Genomic DNA, 16,641 nt, shown 5'->3' on the forward strand with positions numbered 1-16,641 from the left:
CAACAGTAATACTATTGGACTTGATTGCAGTGACAATGTTTTTTCTTTGGTGTGAGTATTTAAGTAATATAATTTTAACTTTTTCTATCATATATAGAAAGTATTTTTATTGATATAGAAGAATATGGTATACTATATGTTGAGTATTATAATGGAAGTGAATTAAAAGAATATTATTGGTATGAAAAGGGGAAATGATGTTTAATTTTTTTAAAGAGAAATTTAATAAACATATTAGAAAGATAACAGATGAGAATAAAGAAATGATATTAAATATAATATTTAATGAATCACTTGAGTGGGGGAGGAAAAGGATGAGACCCATTAATGAATTAACGATAAAAAAATTCCCCAAACTTAATAGTAATGATATTACCAAAATATCTAAATATATAGAATCTGCAAGGAATGATATTTTTGGACAAATAGAAAAAAATTATTTAATTAATTTAAATAATCTTAAAGAGATTGAAACTTATATTAAAAAAGAAGCTGAATTTCATATTAAAAATAATTATCCATGGATGAATAGTGAAAATATAAAAAGAGTAATCAATCAAGGCTTTTATTATGCATGGCACGGTTAATATTAAATCTTACATAAATGATTTTAGAATAAATAATTGCATATTCGGACTCCAAAACCATATATACAACATGAAGTCTTTTTTAGGCTTCTTTTTTATAGTATAATGTAGTGTAAGGAGTAGGTGGTTAAATGGTTAATTTTTTTAGGGCAAGAAAAATAAAAAATGAATTGCCAAGTATAGAGAATAGCAAAAAATTCTTAAAAGATATGTTAATATTCTTAGGTTCTGAATATGATGTTCAATGCTCAATGATTGAAGAATTTGCACTATGGAATTTATCAGATGATATTGCAAGTGAATGGTATTGGGATTATTTTAGCATCTTTGTAAATGTACTGTTAGAAGATAACATAATTACTGATAAGATTGCTGATGAATTTAAAACAATTGCTGATGAGTTTGATTTGAGGTCTAGAGGCGGAGATTTGTTTGATGAATATATTTGGACTCATGAAGGACTAAAAAATCATGTGTTTTGGTCTGAACAGAGACAAAGAGCAATGGCATTATATAAGTACATGGATAAATTATAATGATATTTAAGCGTTTTCGGTCTCCAAAACCGTTTTATTAGAAAAAGGATTTTGCACAAGTATATAAAAATCTTGTTATTTTATATTTGTTTAAAAGGGAGATGATTTAGATGAAAGGATTTTACGGTGATAAGGTTAATAATAAGTATGGTGTTAAGCAACTTGATGGAAAAATAGAAAGTGTATTCTTTGGAACTTATAGTTTTATGAATCTAATATTATTTTTGTATCTTTGTATTTTTTATCAAATCAAAGTTATTGATATTATAATTTTTATTATAATTATAATTATGAGTTCATTAGTTTCATATATATACAGAAATGTTTATATAAATCAAAAGAAAAGAAAACCTAAAAAAACAGATCAATGGATACCGATTACTTCATTTGTGTTAATTTTGTTTTTTTCATTTATTACTATGTATATGGGGGTTCATATCAGTGAACTAACAAATATAAATCTTTATAAGAATATTGGATTAGCACTTGCGTTTGTTATTGTAATTTTTAGTACATTATTTTTAATCATTAAAGAATAGATACATTGAAAGGGAAAACGCTGTATTTTCGGTCTCTAAAACCGTCAGTTCGGTTTCAATTAACTGAAATAAGCAGTTGTTCATATTAAATATAAGTTATCCAACCTAAATGAGATAAAAGTTCTGGACAAAACTACATTGTTATCAATTTTAATACTCTTTAAATTTCAAAATCATTGCCACTGAAATCAAGTCTCATATCACAGACTCAGTTGCTCATTTACTTGCAATGGTTTTTCTATTGTATATACTAGGTCTACTTCCTACACATCCTATTGATGAAGTGTGAAGCTCCTTGACCTCTCTGTAATGTAGATACTGATTATGCCTTTCACCTTTCAACATAAAAAAACATTGCCACTCTTGAGCAACTGAGTCAATAGTAGTAGCGTTACTATTGTACTTGGTTGCAGTGGCAATGTTATATCAAAATTTTGCAAGAAAATTAGTTTCTATATTAACCAAGGGAGTAATATTAAATTCTATTCCAATAAGTTAAGTAGTCTTATCTTCTTAGGATAGATTTAACTACCAGTTACGATGTTCTTCTGTGATATCATAATCAAAGATAAATCCTAGATTGTTTCCAGTTAAATTGATAAATTCATAAATTAGTTCTCTTTCATTTGTTGGTAGTGTAAAAGTTTTTCTTAAAACCAATACAAAACCTTATATATATTTTGTTTTTATTCTATAATAAGTATCCCCCCCTGTATTTTGGAGGTTGCTCGTTATATTTTTTTATCATATAAATACAAAAAGATAGATACCCCTGATATAATTAAGTCACCACAACCAACCATACAGGGGGTATCTATCATGGTTAAAATTATATCAGTTCTTTCAGTATTTTTAAAGTATTTAAACAAACTACTTTATAAATTTATTCTTTTTCTAGATTCGCACATTATTTCTACACATAGTTCTAAGTCATCTGGCACTTATTATGAACCTTTTAGGAAGTTCACTGTTGATGGTGAACCTATTATTCAGAAGGTTGAAAAGCTAGATTATCAAGAATTGTTTAATGTGTATTTTTTAAAGTACAATAAGCAATTAAAACCTGTTTCTAGAAGAAATCCATCAAAACTTGATTTCAAAGGAAATTGCCCTATTTGTGGTGCTCCTCATGATTACATATATGAAAATAATATTAAATCAAAACAGTTACTTTGTAAGGTATGTAGTCATACATTTACCTTGAATAATGATTTTCTTGAAAAGATTATTTTAAAATGTCCTCATTGTTCAAAGAACCTTGAAAGAATTAAAGACCGTAATAGTTATATTATTTATAAATGTAGACATAAGAATTGTTCCTTCTATTTAGATAAATTAAAGAAATTAACACCAGATCAATTAAAACAATTCAAAAAGAAACCAGGTAAATTTAAACTTCATTATAACTATCGTGCTTTCGATATTAACTTTGATTCCCTAGAACGTGACTCTATGTCTAATTTAAATATGAAGGTTGATTTAGCCAATATCAGACATTCTAAGCATACTCTAGGCTTAATCTTAACGTATTACGTTAACTACGGTTTGTCGAGTAGGAAAACTGCAGCTATCATGTATGATATTCACCAAGTTAAGATTTCCCATCAAACCGTGATGAATTATGCAAATAGTGTTTCTACAATGATTCGTCCCTTACTTGAAAATTACCCATATGATTTATCATCTGACCTTTGTGGGGATGAAACATATGTTAGGGTTAAGGGGAAGAAGCATTATATCTTCTTCTTCTCAGATAAAATTAAAAAGATTATTACTTCTTATCAAGTTTTTAGTAAACGTGATACTTTTTCAGCAGTCGTTTCACTATATCAAACATTCAAAAAATACACTGAACTACCTAAGAATTTGAAAGTAGTTGTGGATGGTAATCCTATTTACAACGTTGCATGGTCATACTTTAAAAGCATGAACATAAATTTCGATTTATTTCAAGTTATAGGACTCACTAATAACACGAAAACAGACAAGGATTACCGTCCATTTAAACAAGTAACTGAGCGTTTAAATAGAACTTTCAAAGACGATTATATCCAAATGAACGGATTTGGTAATATCAAGAGCGCTAATGCTTATATGGTCTTGTTTACAACGTTTTTTAACTTTCTAAGACCACATAAATCGTTAGGTTATAACCCACCTGTTAAATTAGAAGAGTTTGATGATTTACCTCATATGCCAAGCAAATGGCTTTCTCTAATAGATATGAGTTACTCTTATATAAACTAATTCTTAACTAAGGAGTATCTCTATTTAAGCGTATTTGAATATGCTTTTTTTTATTTACATAAAATGCATAGTACGATTAAACTGAGTATTGTAGTCCAACACACTACAAATTCAGTTCTTTTTATTTTTGATTATAGAGTTTTTATGTGTTTTCATAATTTATTTGACACTACCCATTTGTTTCTATTAATTGATAATCAGAATCTTCATTCAGATTATTTAATTCAACTACATATTCTTTTACTATTTTTAAAAAGTCTTCTTTTGTCTTCCACGCTCTAGCATTAAAGTCAAATTCATATGAACATAATCTAAAAGACTCAATATTTTTCTTTATGTTTCGATTCAATGTTTCATTGAATTCATGAAATTCTTTCATTAAATTTACTATTTCTTCTATACTTGAAATTTCTTTATTAATTTTGATTGTTTTTTTCTTTCTTTTCAATTTCTTTTTTTCTTCAATTACATATCCATCATCTAAAACATCAGGATTCATAATTAATGCTCTTGCAATATCATAGATAATACCCAAACCTTCTGATTTAGTAGATCCATAGTACTTGGGTACATAGTTAATTTTATCTCCTTCTATATTGCAATAATCCTTAATTTCTTTTTTAGTTGTTTTCATTTCCTTAGTTTCTTCATCAAATTTACTAGAAGTTACAGAACATCCATATAAAAAGCCAATATCAAAATTTCTTTCTTCTTCTGATAGAGGAATGTTACCAATAACTTTCGCAAAACCAGAGTTGAAGAAATAACCTATTGTTAAGTATGGTCGCATCAACAAATTATTTAAGTCTAGTGGTTTATCAGGCATTTTAACATCATTAGTTGCAATCTTATAAAAAAGAATAACATAATCAGGTTTTCTTTGGTTATCCTTGTCCATTATATTTACAGAAGTACTTAGTACTTTACCATAAATATAACATCCTTTCTGAACCTGAACTACAAAAATATCACCTTCTCTTATTTCACCATCGTAACCTTTAAAAAACAAACCCTTATCTAATAGATTCAACTTCTTAGATAATATATCTAATTTCTTTTTTATTTCCTTTGGTTGTGTTTCATAGGTTTCTAAATACTGCTTTGTAAAATAGTCAATTTGTTGAGTAAAAAACATTTTAATATCCCCCCTATTATTCTAAAAATAGTATTCATTTAATACTTTCACTAATCTTACTCAAATCCCATAAACTCAACAACAATTATACCATATTATTACAGTGCTTATGTAAAAAATAATTATGTGGGGTATTTTGAATCGAATTATTCATTTTATCCATATGATTTTTGCACAGATAAACATCGTAATTTAATAACAGACTTTAAGGTGATTGCATTTGATAAAGAAGGTAAAACTGTAGCACTATCTGAAAAAATGAATTTTAATATTAAGAATGAGTTATACACAAATATATACGGGAGAATAACTTATAATCAAGAGGATAATGAATTTGTAAAAGATACACATACAAGAGATCTTGGTGTAATAGGTTTTATACTTGTGCTGGTTTTATCTCCGATTGCATACTTTAAGTATTTTCTAGTATCTATTTTAATAGAGTATTTTACTGCATTTTTTATGAAATTCAAAAGAAAGTTTACTGCTTTTGTAATATTAGTTAATGCTATTTCTAAAGCTTTGATGTATGCAAGTTACTCACTTAGTAGTATAAATTATTTAAGATTTTTACTTATATCTGAAATTATAATTTATATAACTGAAGGTATTGTGTATTTACTTTTCTTTAATAACGAAGATAAGAAATAAATAATTATTTATACAATAGTTGCAAATACTCTATCTTTATTAGTTGGATTAATTATGTTATGGTTTTTTAAGGATTTTAGATTCTCTTTAATTTTATTCTAATGTTATCAACAATTTTTTAGTAAGCGTCAAATATAACACACATAAAAAATCCTCATTAACTAAAATGAGGATTTTTCTTATGTGTTTAATTTACAATTTTCAGGTAGTTCATCGTAAGCGTCAAATAGGTTCTTTCCAAAGTTATTGGAATTTTATGTAAAAATATGTTATAATAAAGGTATCAAAAGTGGAGGTACCTTATGGACGAAATAATTAAAATGCTTGACGAAAGTCTTGATTACATATCACATGAGTTAATTGATGATACTTTATACATTAATGTAAAATCAAATAAGGAGTCACTCCCATGTCCTCTATGCGGAGAGGAAAGTACAAAAGTACATTCTAGATACAATAAAAGCTTTCAGGACTTGCCATTACAGGGGAAAAAAGTTGTTATTGCACTAAAAAATAAAAATATGTTCTGTACAAATCCAAATTGTAAGAAGTATACATTCTCAGAAAGCTTTGGTTTTATTGATCAAAAAGGCAAGAAAACGAAAAGATTAATTGATGAAATTATACGAGTTTCTTTGACACAAAGTTCTATATCGGCGGCAAAATACCTTTCAGATACGACCGTTGAAATCAAGAAAAGCTCAATTTGTAATTACCTAAAAAAAAACTCTAGTCATAAACAAGAGTGAAGTTAAATATGTCTGTATAGATGACTTTGCGATAAAAAAGAGAAAATCATATGGAACAATTATGGTAGATATTGAAACTAAATGTATTATAGACTTATTAGAATCAAGAGATAGTATGAAAGTTACGGAATGGCTTACTACGTTTCCAAATATTAAACTCGTCTCACGTGACGGCTCAACAACTTATCGCTCGGCTATTGCAGACGCTCATCCTAAAGCCACTCAGGTAAGTGATCGTTTTCATTTAGTTAAAAATTTAGTGAAATCCATATCAAAGTATATGAAACGAATAATTACAGGTCGCATTGAAATACCACTCATATCACAAGATGGAAAGAAACGTTATGATTATCTTTGTGGTTTAAGCCGTAGAGAAAAAATTATTGAAGCCAGGCGTTTATATGCAAAGGAAGGAAATAGCTATGATACGATTGGAAATAAGTTAGGTGTTTCACCAACAACAGTTGCTAAATATATAAAAATGAAGGAAGAAGATATACCTAAAGAGAAAATAACTGTACGTGGAAAAGAGCACATCAACGCCATTTCGAAAGTGGAACAGAAAAGAAATAAGGTGCTAGAATTATGGAATAAAGGGTATACAAAAAGAGACATATCAAAGAAAACAGGATATAGCACTACAAGCATTGATACTTATCTCAAAGGTGAATTCAATCCTGTGCACGGACAATATGGAACAGGCCGAAATGGTAAATTAATGCCATTTAGAGATGAAGTTATTGATATGCGTGCTAATGGGATAACATATAAGAAGATTACAGAACATATAAGGGAAAAAGGATACACAGGAACTGTAGATGGATTGAGATTTTTTATCTCAAAAGAAAAGCGTTTAGCTAAAGACACCTCATCTACAAAAGAACCTACAGAATTTTTAGACAAACGTTTGATCAATAAATTATTATATAAACCACTTGAAAAGGTAAAAGGGATCACGGAGAATCAATTGAATGAATTTTTCAAAAAATATCCAGACATAAAAGTACTCTTTGAAAGACTAAAAGAATTCAGACTTTTGTTACTTGAAGATACAGAAGACAGTTTAAGTAAATGGATTAAACGGGCAAGAGAATCTGAAATTCAGGAAATTGATAGTTTCATTAATGGTATACAAAATGACCAAGATGCCGTAGAAAATGCCATAAAGTATAGTTATAATAACGGTCTAGCAGAAGGAAGTGTTAATAAACTAAAATCTATAAAAAGGATTATGTATGGCAGAAATAAATTTGATCTACTGAGGTCTAAAGTATTATTATTGGAATCATTAAAATGATAGATTTAAGTAAAGTAGGCAAATAAAGTCTACTATTAATTTTTACTATAAATTCAATAACTTTGGAAAGAACCGTCAAATATAACACACATAAAAAATCCTCATTAACTAAAATGAGGATTTCTTATGTGTTTAATTTACAATTTTCAGGTAGTTCATCTGACCAAGGTAATAATGTGTCTAGAATTTGTTCATCATTCAAATCTACATTTGGTAATCTATCAAATAAATAGGTTAGATATTCAATTGGTTTTATATTATTCTCCTTCGCGGTTTCAATAACACTATATATGATGGCACTTGATTTTGCTCCTTTAGGAGTATTAGAGAATAACCAGTTTTTTCTTCCAATCACGAAAGGTTTAATTGATCTTTCAGCTCTATTATTATCAATTTCTAATCTTCCATCAAGTAGGTATCTTCCAAGATTATCCCATTGATTGAGACAATATTTAATAGCTTTACCAAGTTTACAATTAGGTAAAATTTCTTCTGCTTGATTTTTAAGCCATACTAAAAAATCATCCAAAATCTCTCGACTGTCATTATTTCTTATTTCATACTTTTCTTCAGGTGTTAAGTCCATTATTTTATGCTCAATTGAGTATAACTGATTACAGAAAGTTAATCCCTCTTTCGCAATGGACACATCATCACTCGATAGAGCTTTTACTATTTCGGCAAATCCTCTCCTCGCATGTGCCCAGCACCCAACAAGTATTACATTAGGAATATTATGATATCCAGTATATGCATCCACCTGAAGATATCCTTTAAATCCTTCAAGAAACTCTTCGGGATGTTTACCTGCTCTTGTCGTCTGATAATCATATAAAACAATTGCTTTCCCCTCTGAACCTGTTCGATAAAGCCACATGTAGGACTTTGATTTTGCTTCTCTCCCGTTTTCCTTCAATACTTGGGTAGTTGTCTCATCTGCATGTAGGATATCTTTTTGAAGTAATAATTTATGCATACGATTATATAAGATTTCCAACCAAGCAGCACCTTTAATTACCCAGTTAGAAAGATTTTGTCGCGGTAAAAATATTCCCAATCTTTCAAATTGTTTCTCTTGTCTGTAAAGAGGTAACCCATTTGTATATTTTTGATCCATTATATACGCAATTAAAGATGATGAAGCTAAGCTTCCTGGTATTGCAGGATAAGGCATATTAGCTTTTATTATAGGCGTTCTAATTTCACTTTTCTCACATAATCGACAGGATACTATATGACGGATATGTTTCTTGATTTTTACTTTAGGCGGAATAACTACAATTTCAGTTCTTTCTTCAGTACTCATTTCATGAAGTAGAAAACCACATTGTGGACAATCTTTTTCTTCAGGATAATAATGTATTTCTTCAACAGGAAGAGTTTTTAAATAATCAGTACTTTTTTTCGTCCTTTTTTATTTCTAGTATAGGTAATTTTTTCAAGTTTAGGTTCTTCGCGATTTAAATTTGATTCCTTTTCAGCTTCATTAAATAATTCTAGACTTTGTTGATTAGGATCAATTTTCTCGCTAGAAGATCCAAAACGCTTTTGTTGATATAATTTAAAGAACTCTTCATAATTTTTCACTTTATTTTGAAGTTCTACTATTTCAGAATCTTGTGATGAGATATATTCAATTAATTCTTCTTTAGTTAGTTTATTTAAGTCTACTTTTTTCATTGCTTTTCTCACCTTTTTTTGATACTTTATTTTACCATAAAATTAGAAAAAAGTCTAATTATATAAAGAAAAGGGGACTATACAATTCCCCTTTGCTTAACCTCTTTAAAGGCCTTTCCATTACGTATTTCATAACCATCTAAAAACCAATAAAATTCTTTTAAAGTCGCACTTGTAATCTCCTGTTCACTTTTAGGCCAATTAAATTTACCACTTTCTAATCGTTTTTTATATATCCAAAACCCATTATAATCCCAATGTAAAATTTTTAAAATTTGTCTACTTTTATTACAGAAAACAAATAAGTTATTTGAAAATGGATCTAAATCAAACTGTTTTTTTACAATAAGAGATAGTCCATCAATTGATTTTCTTAAATCAGTATATCCTGTCGCGAAATAAACTGTTTTTACGTCCTTGAGGCTAATCATAATTCTGATAACACCTTTACCACATCTTTTAAATGATTCCCGTTGAACCCTGGTTCAACCTTTATATTACATTTTCCTATTTTAATCGTTATACATTTTTCTTCATTCATTTCAACCATTTCATGATTAACAGGAATGGGTATCCAATTAATTTCTTGTGCTTGATTTTCATTTTGATTATTCTTTTTAATCCAATATAGAAGTTGATGTAATTTATACCCATTTTCCCTACACCATTTTGATTTTGATAATCCACTTTTTTGATATTCTTCAATTCTTTCTTTCCATTCAGATCTTAACTTATTATAATTCATTATAAAATCCTCCTAACATATTAGCTAAGAGGATTATCTCATATTATTTTCATAAATTAAATGTGTGCTATATTGTACGCTTACATTTTTTATAACAGCGCCTTATTAATCTTTCTTCAACTGTTTTCTAAAAATGGAGGTTATATTTTAATAAATGATAAGTCAATTTGACCTTTTTGTTTTCCAAGTATCTCCTTCACTTCACAAACTTTTAACCTTGATCAACAATCTGATAAATTCAAGTTATATGAAAGTTCATTGAATTCAGTATGTGCAGAGATTAATAAGATAGTTTCAAAATAATGTTATGATATTAAATCATGTGATTTAACAGAAAACCAACAAAAGTTCATTGATCATTAATAAAAATTTATTCGATTCTAATCAATATGAATTTTTATATAGAATATTCAAAGCAAATGATACTGAATACTTGAGATATATAATTATAGATACAATCTAGTGATAATTTTAGAACAAAAGGAAATTTACTAACGGATTTTAATAATTTTAATAAAAGTAAAAGAAATAAGGAGTATATACATGAATGTTGTAAGAGAGATATTTAACAATTTAAATAATAGGAATGTAAATGATGCCATAGCTATTTTAACTAAAAACTTAGAATTAATTGAAGAACAGCAAAGAGTTAAAATTGATAATTCATCTATTGAGCATGCTGTTAAACTTTTACACAAAAATAAGTATGAAAGTATGTTTTGGGAATCGATAATTTTTTCACTTGATATTGAATCAATAACAGATGAATTAATTTTATATTTAATTAAATATAATATTGCTACTTCAGAATTAGCGCACTCAGATATTGGTGATAAATGGTTACTTATTTTAGGAAAGGAATATATAGAAGCATACCAAACATTAATTGTAAGATATTTTACTAATGGTAATATATATTATAAAAGTAAACATGCTACAGTTATTGAATTTGAAGAACTTCTAGGTGAAATAGGTGTTAATGAGTATTTAATGGATTGGGTAGTAGGTAGCCACTATTTAACTCCAGATGATATCAAGAAATTAGATTTACTGTATAAATATATAATTAATAATACTAATTTTGATAAAGAACTAAAAGATAAAACTGAAAAATACTATTTAAATAAAATCAATATTTTCCAGTCATAGTAAAGTTCAGCATTTATATTATTTCAAGTAAACCATTGCAACTGTAATCTAGTCTAACATCACAGACTTAGTCGCTCATTATAGGCAATGGTTTTTTTGTTGTTATAACATAGGTCAACTTGCTACACATGTTATTGATCAAAAGTTAGGCTATAACACCTATTAATAGGATGTAAAGCAATTTGTCCTCAAATCAAGTCTTTCACTGTGAAGTGAACATTATTGTGACATTTTTGATTGTTAATATTAAATACTATTTTATTATACATTTTTTAAGTATAATGTAATTATAAATATTATCTTAAAATTTAGGGGGGAACTATGATTACATTTGATGATATCATGAAGGAAATAGCTAAGAAAGAAGCAGAATATAAGAAACTTAGAAAAAGTGAGGTAGCTTCAATACCTGATTATGAGTTAAGAGAAGCGGTAATATACTGGATGAGAGGGATGTTTAAAAAGGATTGGTCTGATGAATATGAGGTAATTAAAAAATTGCCTAAATCTTGTCAATATGTTTATTCTTGTTGTGCTATTATGGATGAAGTATTAAATGGGGGATTTGAACAACTATACGTTAACTCAACAGCAAGAGATATAGAAACAGCTTTACACGGATTTATAGATATTGGAACTGAAGATATTTTTAACTACTAGCAGAATCTCTTAATATTTACAATCAAAATACAGATATTATTGAAGGACATGATGATGGAACAGTTGAAAATTTTTCTAAGTTATATGAAGAAGAACTCTTTGATAAATAAAACAATGAATTCAGCGATGTAGAAGTGAACTTTGAACAAAAGCTAATTGCATATATAATAAGTAATGGAACTTCTTTCGGGTTCTAAGCGTTATAACATAATCTGTCTTTATGCAACCATATAGGAACAATCTATTGTCCCAATACAATATAACATCAAAAAGAGCGATATCATATTAATCGCTCTTTGTTATTGAACTTTATCAAATTGCCTTACCTTTCACCATTGTAAATACTAACAATAACATGTTTACTTAGGTGTAAATACTTTTGAGTTGTTCTTAAGGTATTGTTACCTAATAATAATCTTAGTATATCTAAATCTTCACCCTTTCTTATAATATTTGTAGGAAATGTATGTCACCATTTACTTAGGGGGAGTACAATGCATATATATTCTAAAAAGAACAATATTAAAAGAAAGAAATTAAAATATGCTCAGGTCTCTCCTTTTGTAGTAGAAAAATATATACCGGATAAATAATAATTAGAAGTCTTTGTAATCTCAATTTTGGAGCGAAAATCCTTGTGTCGGCAATTCGATTCTGCCCCGAACCACCATTTTAAATTATTGTATCTATGTTTTTATATTTATAGATAACTATTATCAATCATTAATTATTATCTGAATCTGTAGAAATTTGTCATTTTTATCAAGAAGTTACTACAGTTATATTTACAATTACACGCTTACATTATATAATTAATATATTATGATTTAGGAGGAATATTTATGAAATGTAAGCTATTTTTGGTAGCATTCGTAGCATTATCTTTACTAACTGCATGTAGTAGTAAAGAAAAAACAGAATATGAGATTTTCAATGAACTATTTAGTAAAGCTGTAGAAAAAATAAATGATAGTGACAGCTATACATTACATGAAAATTCATATTATAACTTTGAAATTAATTCAAAGACTGTAAGAACATCACTAAAAACAACATCCGATGTGATAAGTGATCCTTACTATTATAAAGGATTAATTACACAAAATATTAGTAATGTTGGAAAAGTAGATTCTCATGTCTTAGTTTTACAAGATGGTGAAAACTATAAAATGTATACTAAGGTTAATGGTTACGTTGCCGAGAATACACAAACAAAAAAAGAATTTGAGAAAAATCATGTAAATAATGAATTAAATATCACTTTAAAAAGAATACCTGAAACAGTAGAAAAGATAGAAGAAAAATCGGTAAATGATGAAAAAATCGTAACTTATGAAACGAAATTTACATTAAATGACATAGAGTCAGAAGATCAGATATTATTTGACCAACTTCTTGAATTTTATATTAGTGATACTTCAACTAATACAGATTTATTGGATATTGAGATAACTGAAACAATCGTATTAAATCATACAACTGAAGAATTTGTTTCTATTTCGTATGATATGACAGATTTTTTAACTAAAGCATTTAATGATTACTTAAATATACACAACCTAGATTGGGATATATTAAATCCTATAAGTGGTTATTCATTTCAATTTAGTAATTTAAACAATGTTAGTAAAGATACAACATATATCAATCAAATGACCAAATAAAAATAGAATGAAATTTCGAGGCTGCTGAAAAAGTCTCATCAAATTATGAATTGGGAAGAGTATATTAATTACTCTTCCTTTTTTCATATAAATACAACGAAAAGAAAGTGAAAAATGATATAATGAAGGTAGAAAATAATTTGAAATTGGTGATAGTATGCTACCTAATAAAGAACTTGTCTTAAGTCCATACAGTAAGTTGTATGATATTGTGGTTCTAAAGAATCATATATTAAGAAAATTTAAAGAATTAGTGGATTTTGAATTTGTTTATGAAGAATTAAAAGATAAATATACAAAGGATAATGGAGCGACAGCGAAATGTCCTATTTTTATGTTTAAATTATTATTATTAAAAGTAATGTATCCAATGTCTGACCGAGATTTAGTTGAGCAAGCACAATTAAATATGGCATATAAGTATTTTTTAGAAATAGCTCCAGAAGAAACAGATATTATCCATCCAACAAGTTTAACAAAGTTTAGAAAGTTACGATTAAAAGATGGAGAATTATTAGATAAACTAATTTCAAAAACAGTAGAGCTAGCACTAAACTTAGGATTAATAAAATCAAAACAAATAATAGTAGACTCAACACATACAAATAGTATGTTTAATTATAAATCACCACTTGAAATCTTAGAAGAGAAATCAAAAAATTTACGAAAAGTAGTATATAAGACTGATGAAAGTTATAAAGATAAGATGCCTGAAAAGCCAATATCAAAGAATATAGACGATCATATAAAATACTGTAATGAATTAGTTGAATTAATTAGAAATGATGAAAATTTACTAATCAGAGAAAATATTAGATTAAAAACAAACTTATTAGAAGAAATAGTAAATGATAATATTGAAGAAATAAATTCAATGGTAGAAAAGGATGCAAAAGTAGGACATAAATCAGCTAATACATCATTCTTTGGATATAAAACACATATCGCGATGGTGCCAGAACGAATTATCACAGCGGCAGTTGTGACAAGTGGAGATAAACACGATGGAAAGCAAGCAAGAGAATTATATGTGAAATCAAAAGAAAATGGAATTGAAGTTGATGCTTTTATAGGGGATGGAGCGTATTCAGAAAAAGAACTAATAGAATATGCGAAAAAAATGAATTTAAATTAGTTTCAAAATTGAGTAAAACAGTATCTAAAGGAAATAAAAGAAAATGTGAGGATTTTGAATATAATAAAGATGCGAAAAGATATGTATGTAAAGCAGGTCATATGGGAGTTAGAGTTGCACTACATGGTAAAAAGAAACATGAGATAGAAGGAACTCCATTGCGAGAAACGCATTATTTTGATGTAGAAAAATGTAAAACGTGTCCATTTAAAGAAGAATGTGGATATAAAGAAGGACAAGATAGTAGATCTTATACAGTTACATTAAAGAAGGATAATGTTCATGCAGAACATGAAAAATTTCAAGAAAGTAAAGAATTCAAAGAATTAGCAAAAGAAAGGTATAAGATAGAAGCTAAAAATTCTGAATTGAAAAATAGTCATGGATATAAAAGATGTCAATCCCATGGCCTTTTAGGTATGCAGATACAATCAACAATGACAATATTCGCAGTAAACTTGAAAAGAATTGTAACACTAATGGGATAGAATATATCTCATTCTTTAATAGAAACAATAAAAAAGTTAGAAAATGAAGTTAAATCATTTCTAACTTTTTTTATTTAATATTAGTTATCTGAAAATAGACTAGATTTTCAGCACCCTCGAAATTTCATTCTATTTTTTTATATCAATTGGATTGTAAATTATTTCCTAGTTCTTTTTGTGAATGATCTTTTCCACTGCTGATAAAAGTTACCCTTTCAGCGATTAAATCAGGATAATTTATTTTTTTATTGGTATCTATTTCTATTGACTTAGTAATAAGTCGTCCTTTTATACCGATAATACTCCCTTTTTTACAATGATTAGCTGTTGCTTGAGCGACTCCTTCCCATAATGTACAATAAATAAAATCAGTATCATATTTACCTGTTTCATTATTTTTGTAACTTCTATTTACTGCAAGAGTAATGTGAGACACTTTTTTTTCATCACTAGTTGTTTTAACTTCAGGATCTTTTACTAAACGTCCCACGATAATCACTTGATTTAACATCATATCCACCTCATTTTTATTATTTTATTAATACTGCATATATTATTACGATTAAGTTTCATATTTTTCCCTTTTTTTCACAAAAAAAGTGTTAAATTAGTTTATAATAAAACAAGTGAGGGTGATAATAATGTCACGGAAATATTTTAGTAGTTCAAGTTTAAAAATTATCGCGATTAGTTTGATGTTAATCGATCATATAGCTGCATCAAATTTATATAAAATATTGGCTAATGCACACTATTTTCAATTACCTGGGTATCAATATTCTATATATGTTTTCATGAGATTAATTGGTAGATTAGCATTTCCAATTTTCGCATTCCTAATCGCAGAAGGTTTTTATTATACCAAAAATTTTAATCGTTATCTTACAAGATTGTTTATATTTGCGTTAATTTCAGAAATACCATTTGACTTAGTATATAATCATACTCTTTTTTCGTTTGATTATCAAAACGTCTTTTTCACACTAACAATTGGACTTATTGCGATTTATTTATTCAATTTATTCAAAGATAAAAGTATTTATATAGGATATATCACTTTATTTTTATGTGGCATATTATCAATTATTTTAAGGACTGATTATAGTTTTGCGGGTATTCTTATGATTTTTTGTTTTTATTATTTCCGTGGACATTTTATTAAAATAGTGATGAGTATATTTTTTATTAATTTTATATTAATCTATGATTCACTTTATCATTTTGATATAATGGGTATTATTCAAATATTTTCTGTATTATCACTAATCTTTATCTATTACTATAATCATAAAAGAGGATATCGTTTAAAATACTTATTCTATTTATTTTATCCTGTGCATTTATTAGTGTTGTATTTTTTAATTAATTATTGTAAGTAA

General features: G+C 27.4%; 15 protein-coding genes and 2 pseudogenes. 12 read left to right on the forward strand and 5 right to left on the reverse strand.

The genetic code is table 11. From position 1 onward, the window contains the following. Positions 1 to 197 precede the first annotated feature (197 nt). The 4 genes from KHQ81_00005 to KHQ81_00020 all read left to right on the forward strand — a co-directional run bounded on the left by KHQ81_00005 (position 198) and on the right by KHQ81_00020 (position 3,909). Positions 198 to 587, forward strand: coding sequence for a hypothetical protein (locus tag KHQ81_00005; protein ID QVK18143.1), 390 nt, complete (start codon positions 198 to 200; stop codon positions 585 to 587). A gap of 131 nt (positions 588 to 718) precedes the next feature. Beyond that, the gene (locus KHQ81_00010; GenBank protein QVK18144.1) at positions 719 to 1,123 is read left to right on the forward strand and encodes a hypothetical protein; all 405 of its coding nucleotides are present in this window, start codon (positions 719 to 721) and stop codon (positions 1,121 to 1,123) included. A 110-nt stretch (positions 1,124 to 1,233) separates the two neighbouring features. Next, the gene (locus KHQ81_00015) at positions 1,234 to 1,662 is read left to right on the forward strand and encodes a hypothetical protein (protein ID QVK18145.1); all 429 of its coding nucleotides are present in this window, start codon (positions 1,234 to 1,236) and stop codon (positions 1,660 to 1,662) included. Positions 1,663 to 2,481: 819 nt separating this feature from the next. Continuing rightward, a complete protein-coding gene (locus KHQ81_00020; protein QVK18146.1) occupies positions 2,482 to 3,909 on the forward strand; it encodes a DDE-type integrase/transposase/recombinase in 1,428 nt (475 codons plus the stop codon). A 169-nt stretch (positions 3,910 to 4,078) separates the two neighbouring features. Here the strand turns inward: KHQ81_00020 and KHQ81_00025 are convergent, their stop codons facing one another. Beyond that, positions 4,079 to 5,044 (reverse strand): hypothetical protein, encoded by a 966-nt coding sequence (locus tag KHQ81_00025; protein QVK18147.1) that lies wholly within the window; start codon positions 5,042 to 5,044, stop codon positions 4,079 to 4,081. Between the two features lie 126 nt (positions 5,045 to 5,170). Here KHQ81_00025 and KHQ81_00030 point away from each other — a divergent pair, with 126 nt between their 5' ends. The 3 genes from KHQ81_00030 (at position 5,171) to KHQ81_00040 (ending at position 7,741) form a co-directional block, all read left to right on the forward strand. After that, positions 5,171 to 5,695: a hypothetical protein gene (locus KHQ81_00030; GenBank protein ID QVK18148.1), complete on the forward strand. Its 525-nt coding sequence runs from the start codon at positions 5,171 to 5,173 to the stop codon at positions 5,693 to 5,695. A 302-nt stretch (positions 5,696 to 5,997) separates the two neighbouring features. Beyond that, complete coding sequence (locus KHQ81_00035; protein ID QVK18149.1) at positions 5,998 to 6,444, forward strand: transposase family protein; 447 nt, start codon at positions 5,998 to 6,000, stop codon at positions 6,442 to 6,444. Continuing rightward, the gene (locus KHQ81_00040; protein ID QVK19505.1) at positions 6,431 to 7,741 is read left to right on the forward strand and encodes an ISL3 family transposase; all 1,311 of its coding nucleotides are present in this window, start codon (positions 6,431 to 6,433) and stop codon (positions 7,739 to 7,741) included. The genes KHQ81_00035 and KHQ81_00040 overlap by 14 nt, the downstream gene beginning before the upstream one ends. Before the next feature lie 124 nt (positions 7,742 to 7,865). On the opposite strand, the pseudogene KHQ81_00045 reads toward KHQ81_00040, so the two are convergent. The 3 genes and pseudogenes from KHQ81_00045 to KHQ81_00055 all read right to left on the reverse strand — a co-directional run bounded on the left by KHQ81_00045 (position 7,866) and on the right by KHQ81_00055 (position 10,166). Continuing rightward, positions 7,866 to 9,421 (reverse strand): annotated as a pseudogene (locus tag KHQ81_00045) (IS66 family transposase). A gap of 77 nt (positions 9,422 to 9,498) precedes the next feature. Continuing rightward, positions 9,499 to 9,852 carry an IS66 family insertion sequence element accessory protein TnpB gene (gene tnpB, locus KHQ81_00050; GenBank protein ID QVK18150.1) on the reverse strand — a complete coding sequence of 118 codons (354 nt, stop codon included), beginning with the start codon at positions 9,850 to 9,852 and terminating at the stop codon, positions 9,499 to 9,501. Continuing rightward, positions 9,849 to 10,166 carry an IS66 family insertion sequence element accessory protein TnpB gene (locus KHQ81_00055; GenBank protein QVK18151.1) on the reverse strand — a complete coding sequence of 106 codons (318 nt, stop codon included), beginning with the start codon at positions 10,164 to 10,166 and terminating at the stop codon, positions 9,849 to 9,851. The genes tnpB and KHQ81_00055 overlap by 4 nt, the downstream gene beginning before the upstream one ends. 543 nt (positions 10,167 to 10,709) lie before the next feature. Between KHQ81_00055 and KHQ81_00060 the strand changes: the two genes are divergently transcribed. From KHQ81_00060 to KHQ81_00075, 4 genes and pseudogenes are all read left to right on the forward strand, one after another. Continuing rightward, the gene (locus KHQ81_00060) at positions 10,710 to 11,315 is read left to right on the forward strand and encodes a hypothetical protein (protein ID QVK18152.1); all 606 of its coding nucleotides are present in this window, start codon (positions 10,710 to 10,712) and stop codon (positions 11,313 to 11,315) included. A gap of 321 nt (positions 11,316 to 11,636) precedes the next feature. After that, positions 11,637 to 11,975 carry a DUF4375 domain-containing protein gene (locus tag KHQ81_00065; protein ID QVK18153.1) on the forward strand — a complete coding sequence of 113 codons (339 nt, stop codon included), beginning with the start codon at positions 11,637 to 11,639 and terminating at the stop codon, positions 11,973 to 11,975. A gap of 842 nt (positions 11,976 to 12,817) precedes the next feature. Continuing rightward, positions 12,818 to 13,639: a hypothetical protein gene (locus tag KHQ81_00070; protein ID QVK18154.1), complete on the forward strand. Its 822-nt coding sequence runs from the start codon at positions 12,818 to 12,820 to the stop codon at positions 13,637 to 13,639. A gap of 157 nt (positions 13,640 to 13,796) precedes the next feature. Next, positions 13,797 to 15,262 (forward strand): annotated as a pseudogene (locus tag KHQ81_00075) (IS1182 family transposase). 142 nt (positions 15,263 to 15,404) lie between these two features. Here KHQ81_00075 and KHQ81_00080 read toward each other — a convergent pair. Further along, the gene (locus KHQ81_00080) at positions 15,405 to 15,773 is read right to left on the reverse strand and encodes a single-stranded DNA-binding protein (protein QVK18155.1); all 369 of its coding nucleotides are present in this window, start codon (positions 15,771 to 15,773) and stop codon (positions 15,405 to 15,407) included. A gap of 130 nt (positions 15,774 to 15,903) precedes the next feature. On the opposite strand from KHQ81_00080, the gene KHQ81_00085 reads away from it, so the two are divergent. Continuing rightward, positions 15,904 to 16,641, forward strand: coding sequence for a hypothetical protein (locus KHQ81_00085; GenBank protein ID QVK18156.1), 738 nt, complete (start codon positions 15,904 to 15,906; stop codon positions 16,639 to 16,641).

The organism is Mycoplasmatota bacterium (assembly GCA_018394295.1).
GTDB lineage: Bacteria > Bacillota_I > Bacilli_A > Haloplasmatales > Haloplasmataceae > JAENYC01.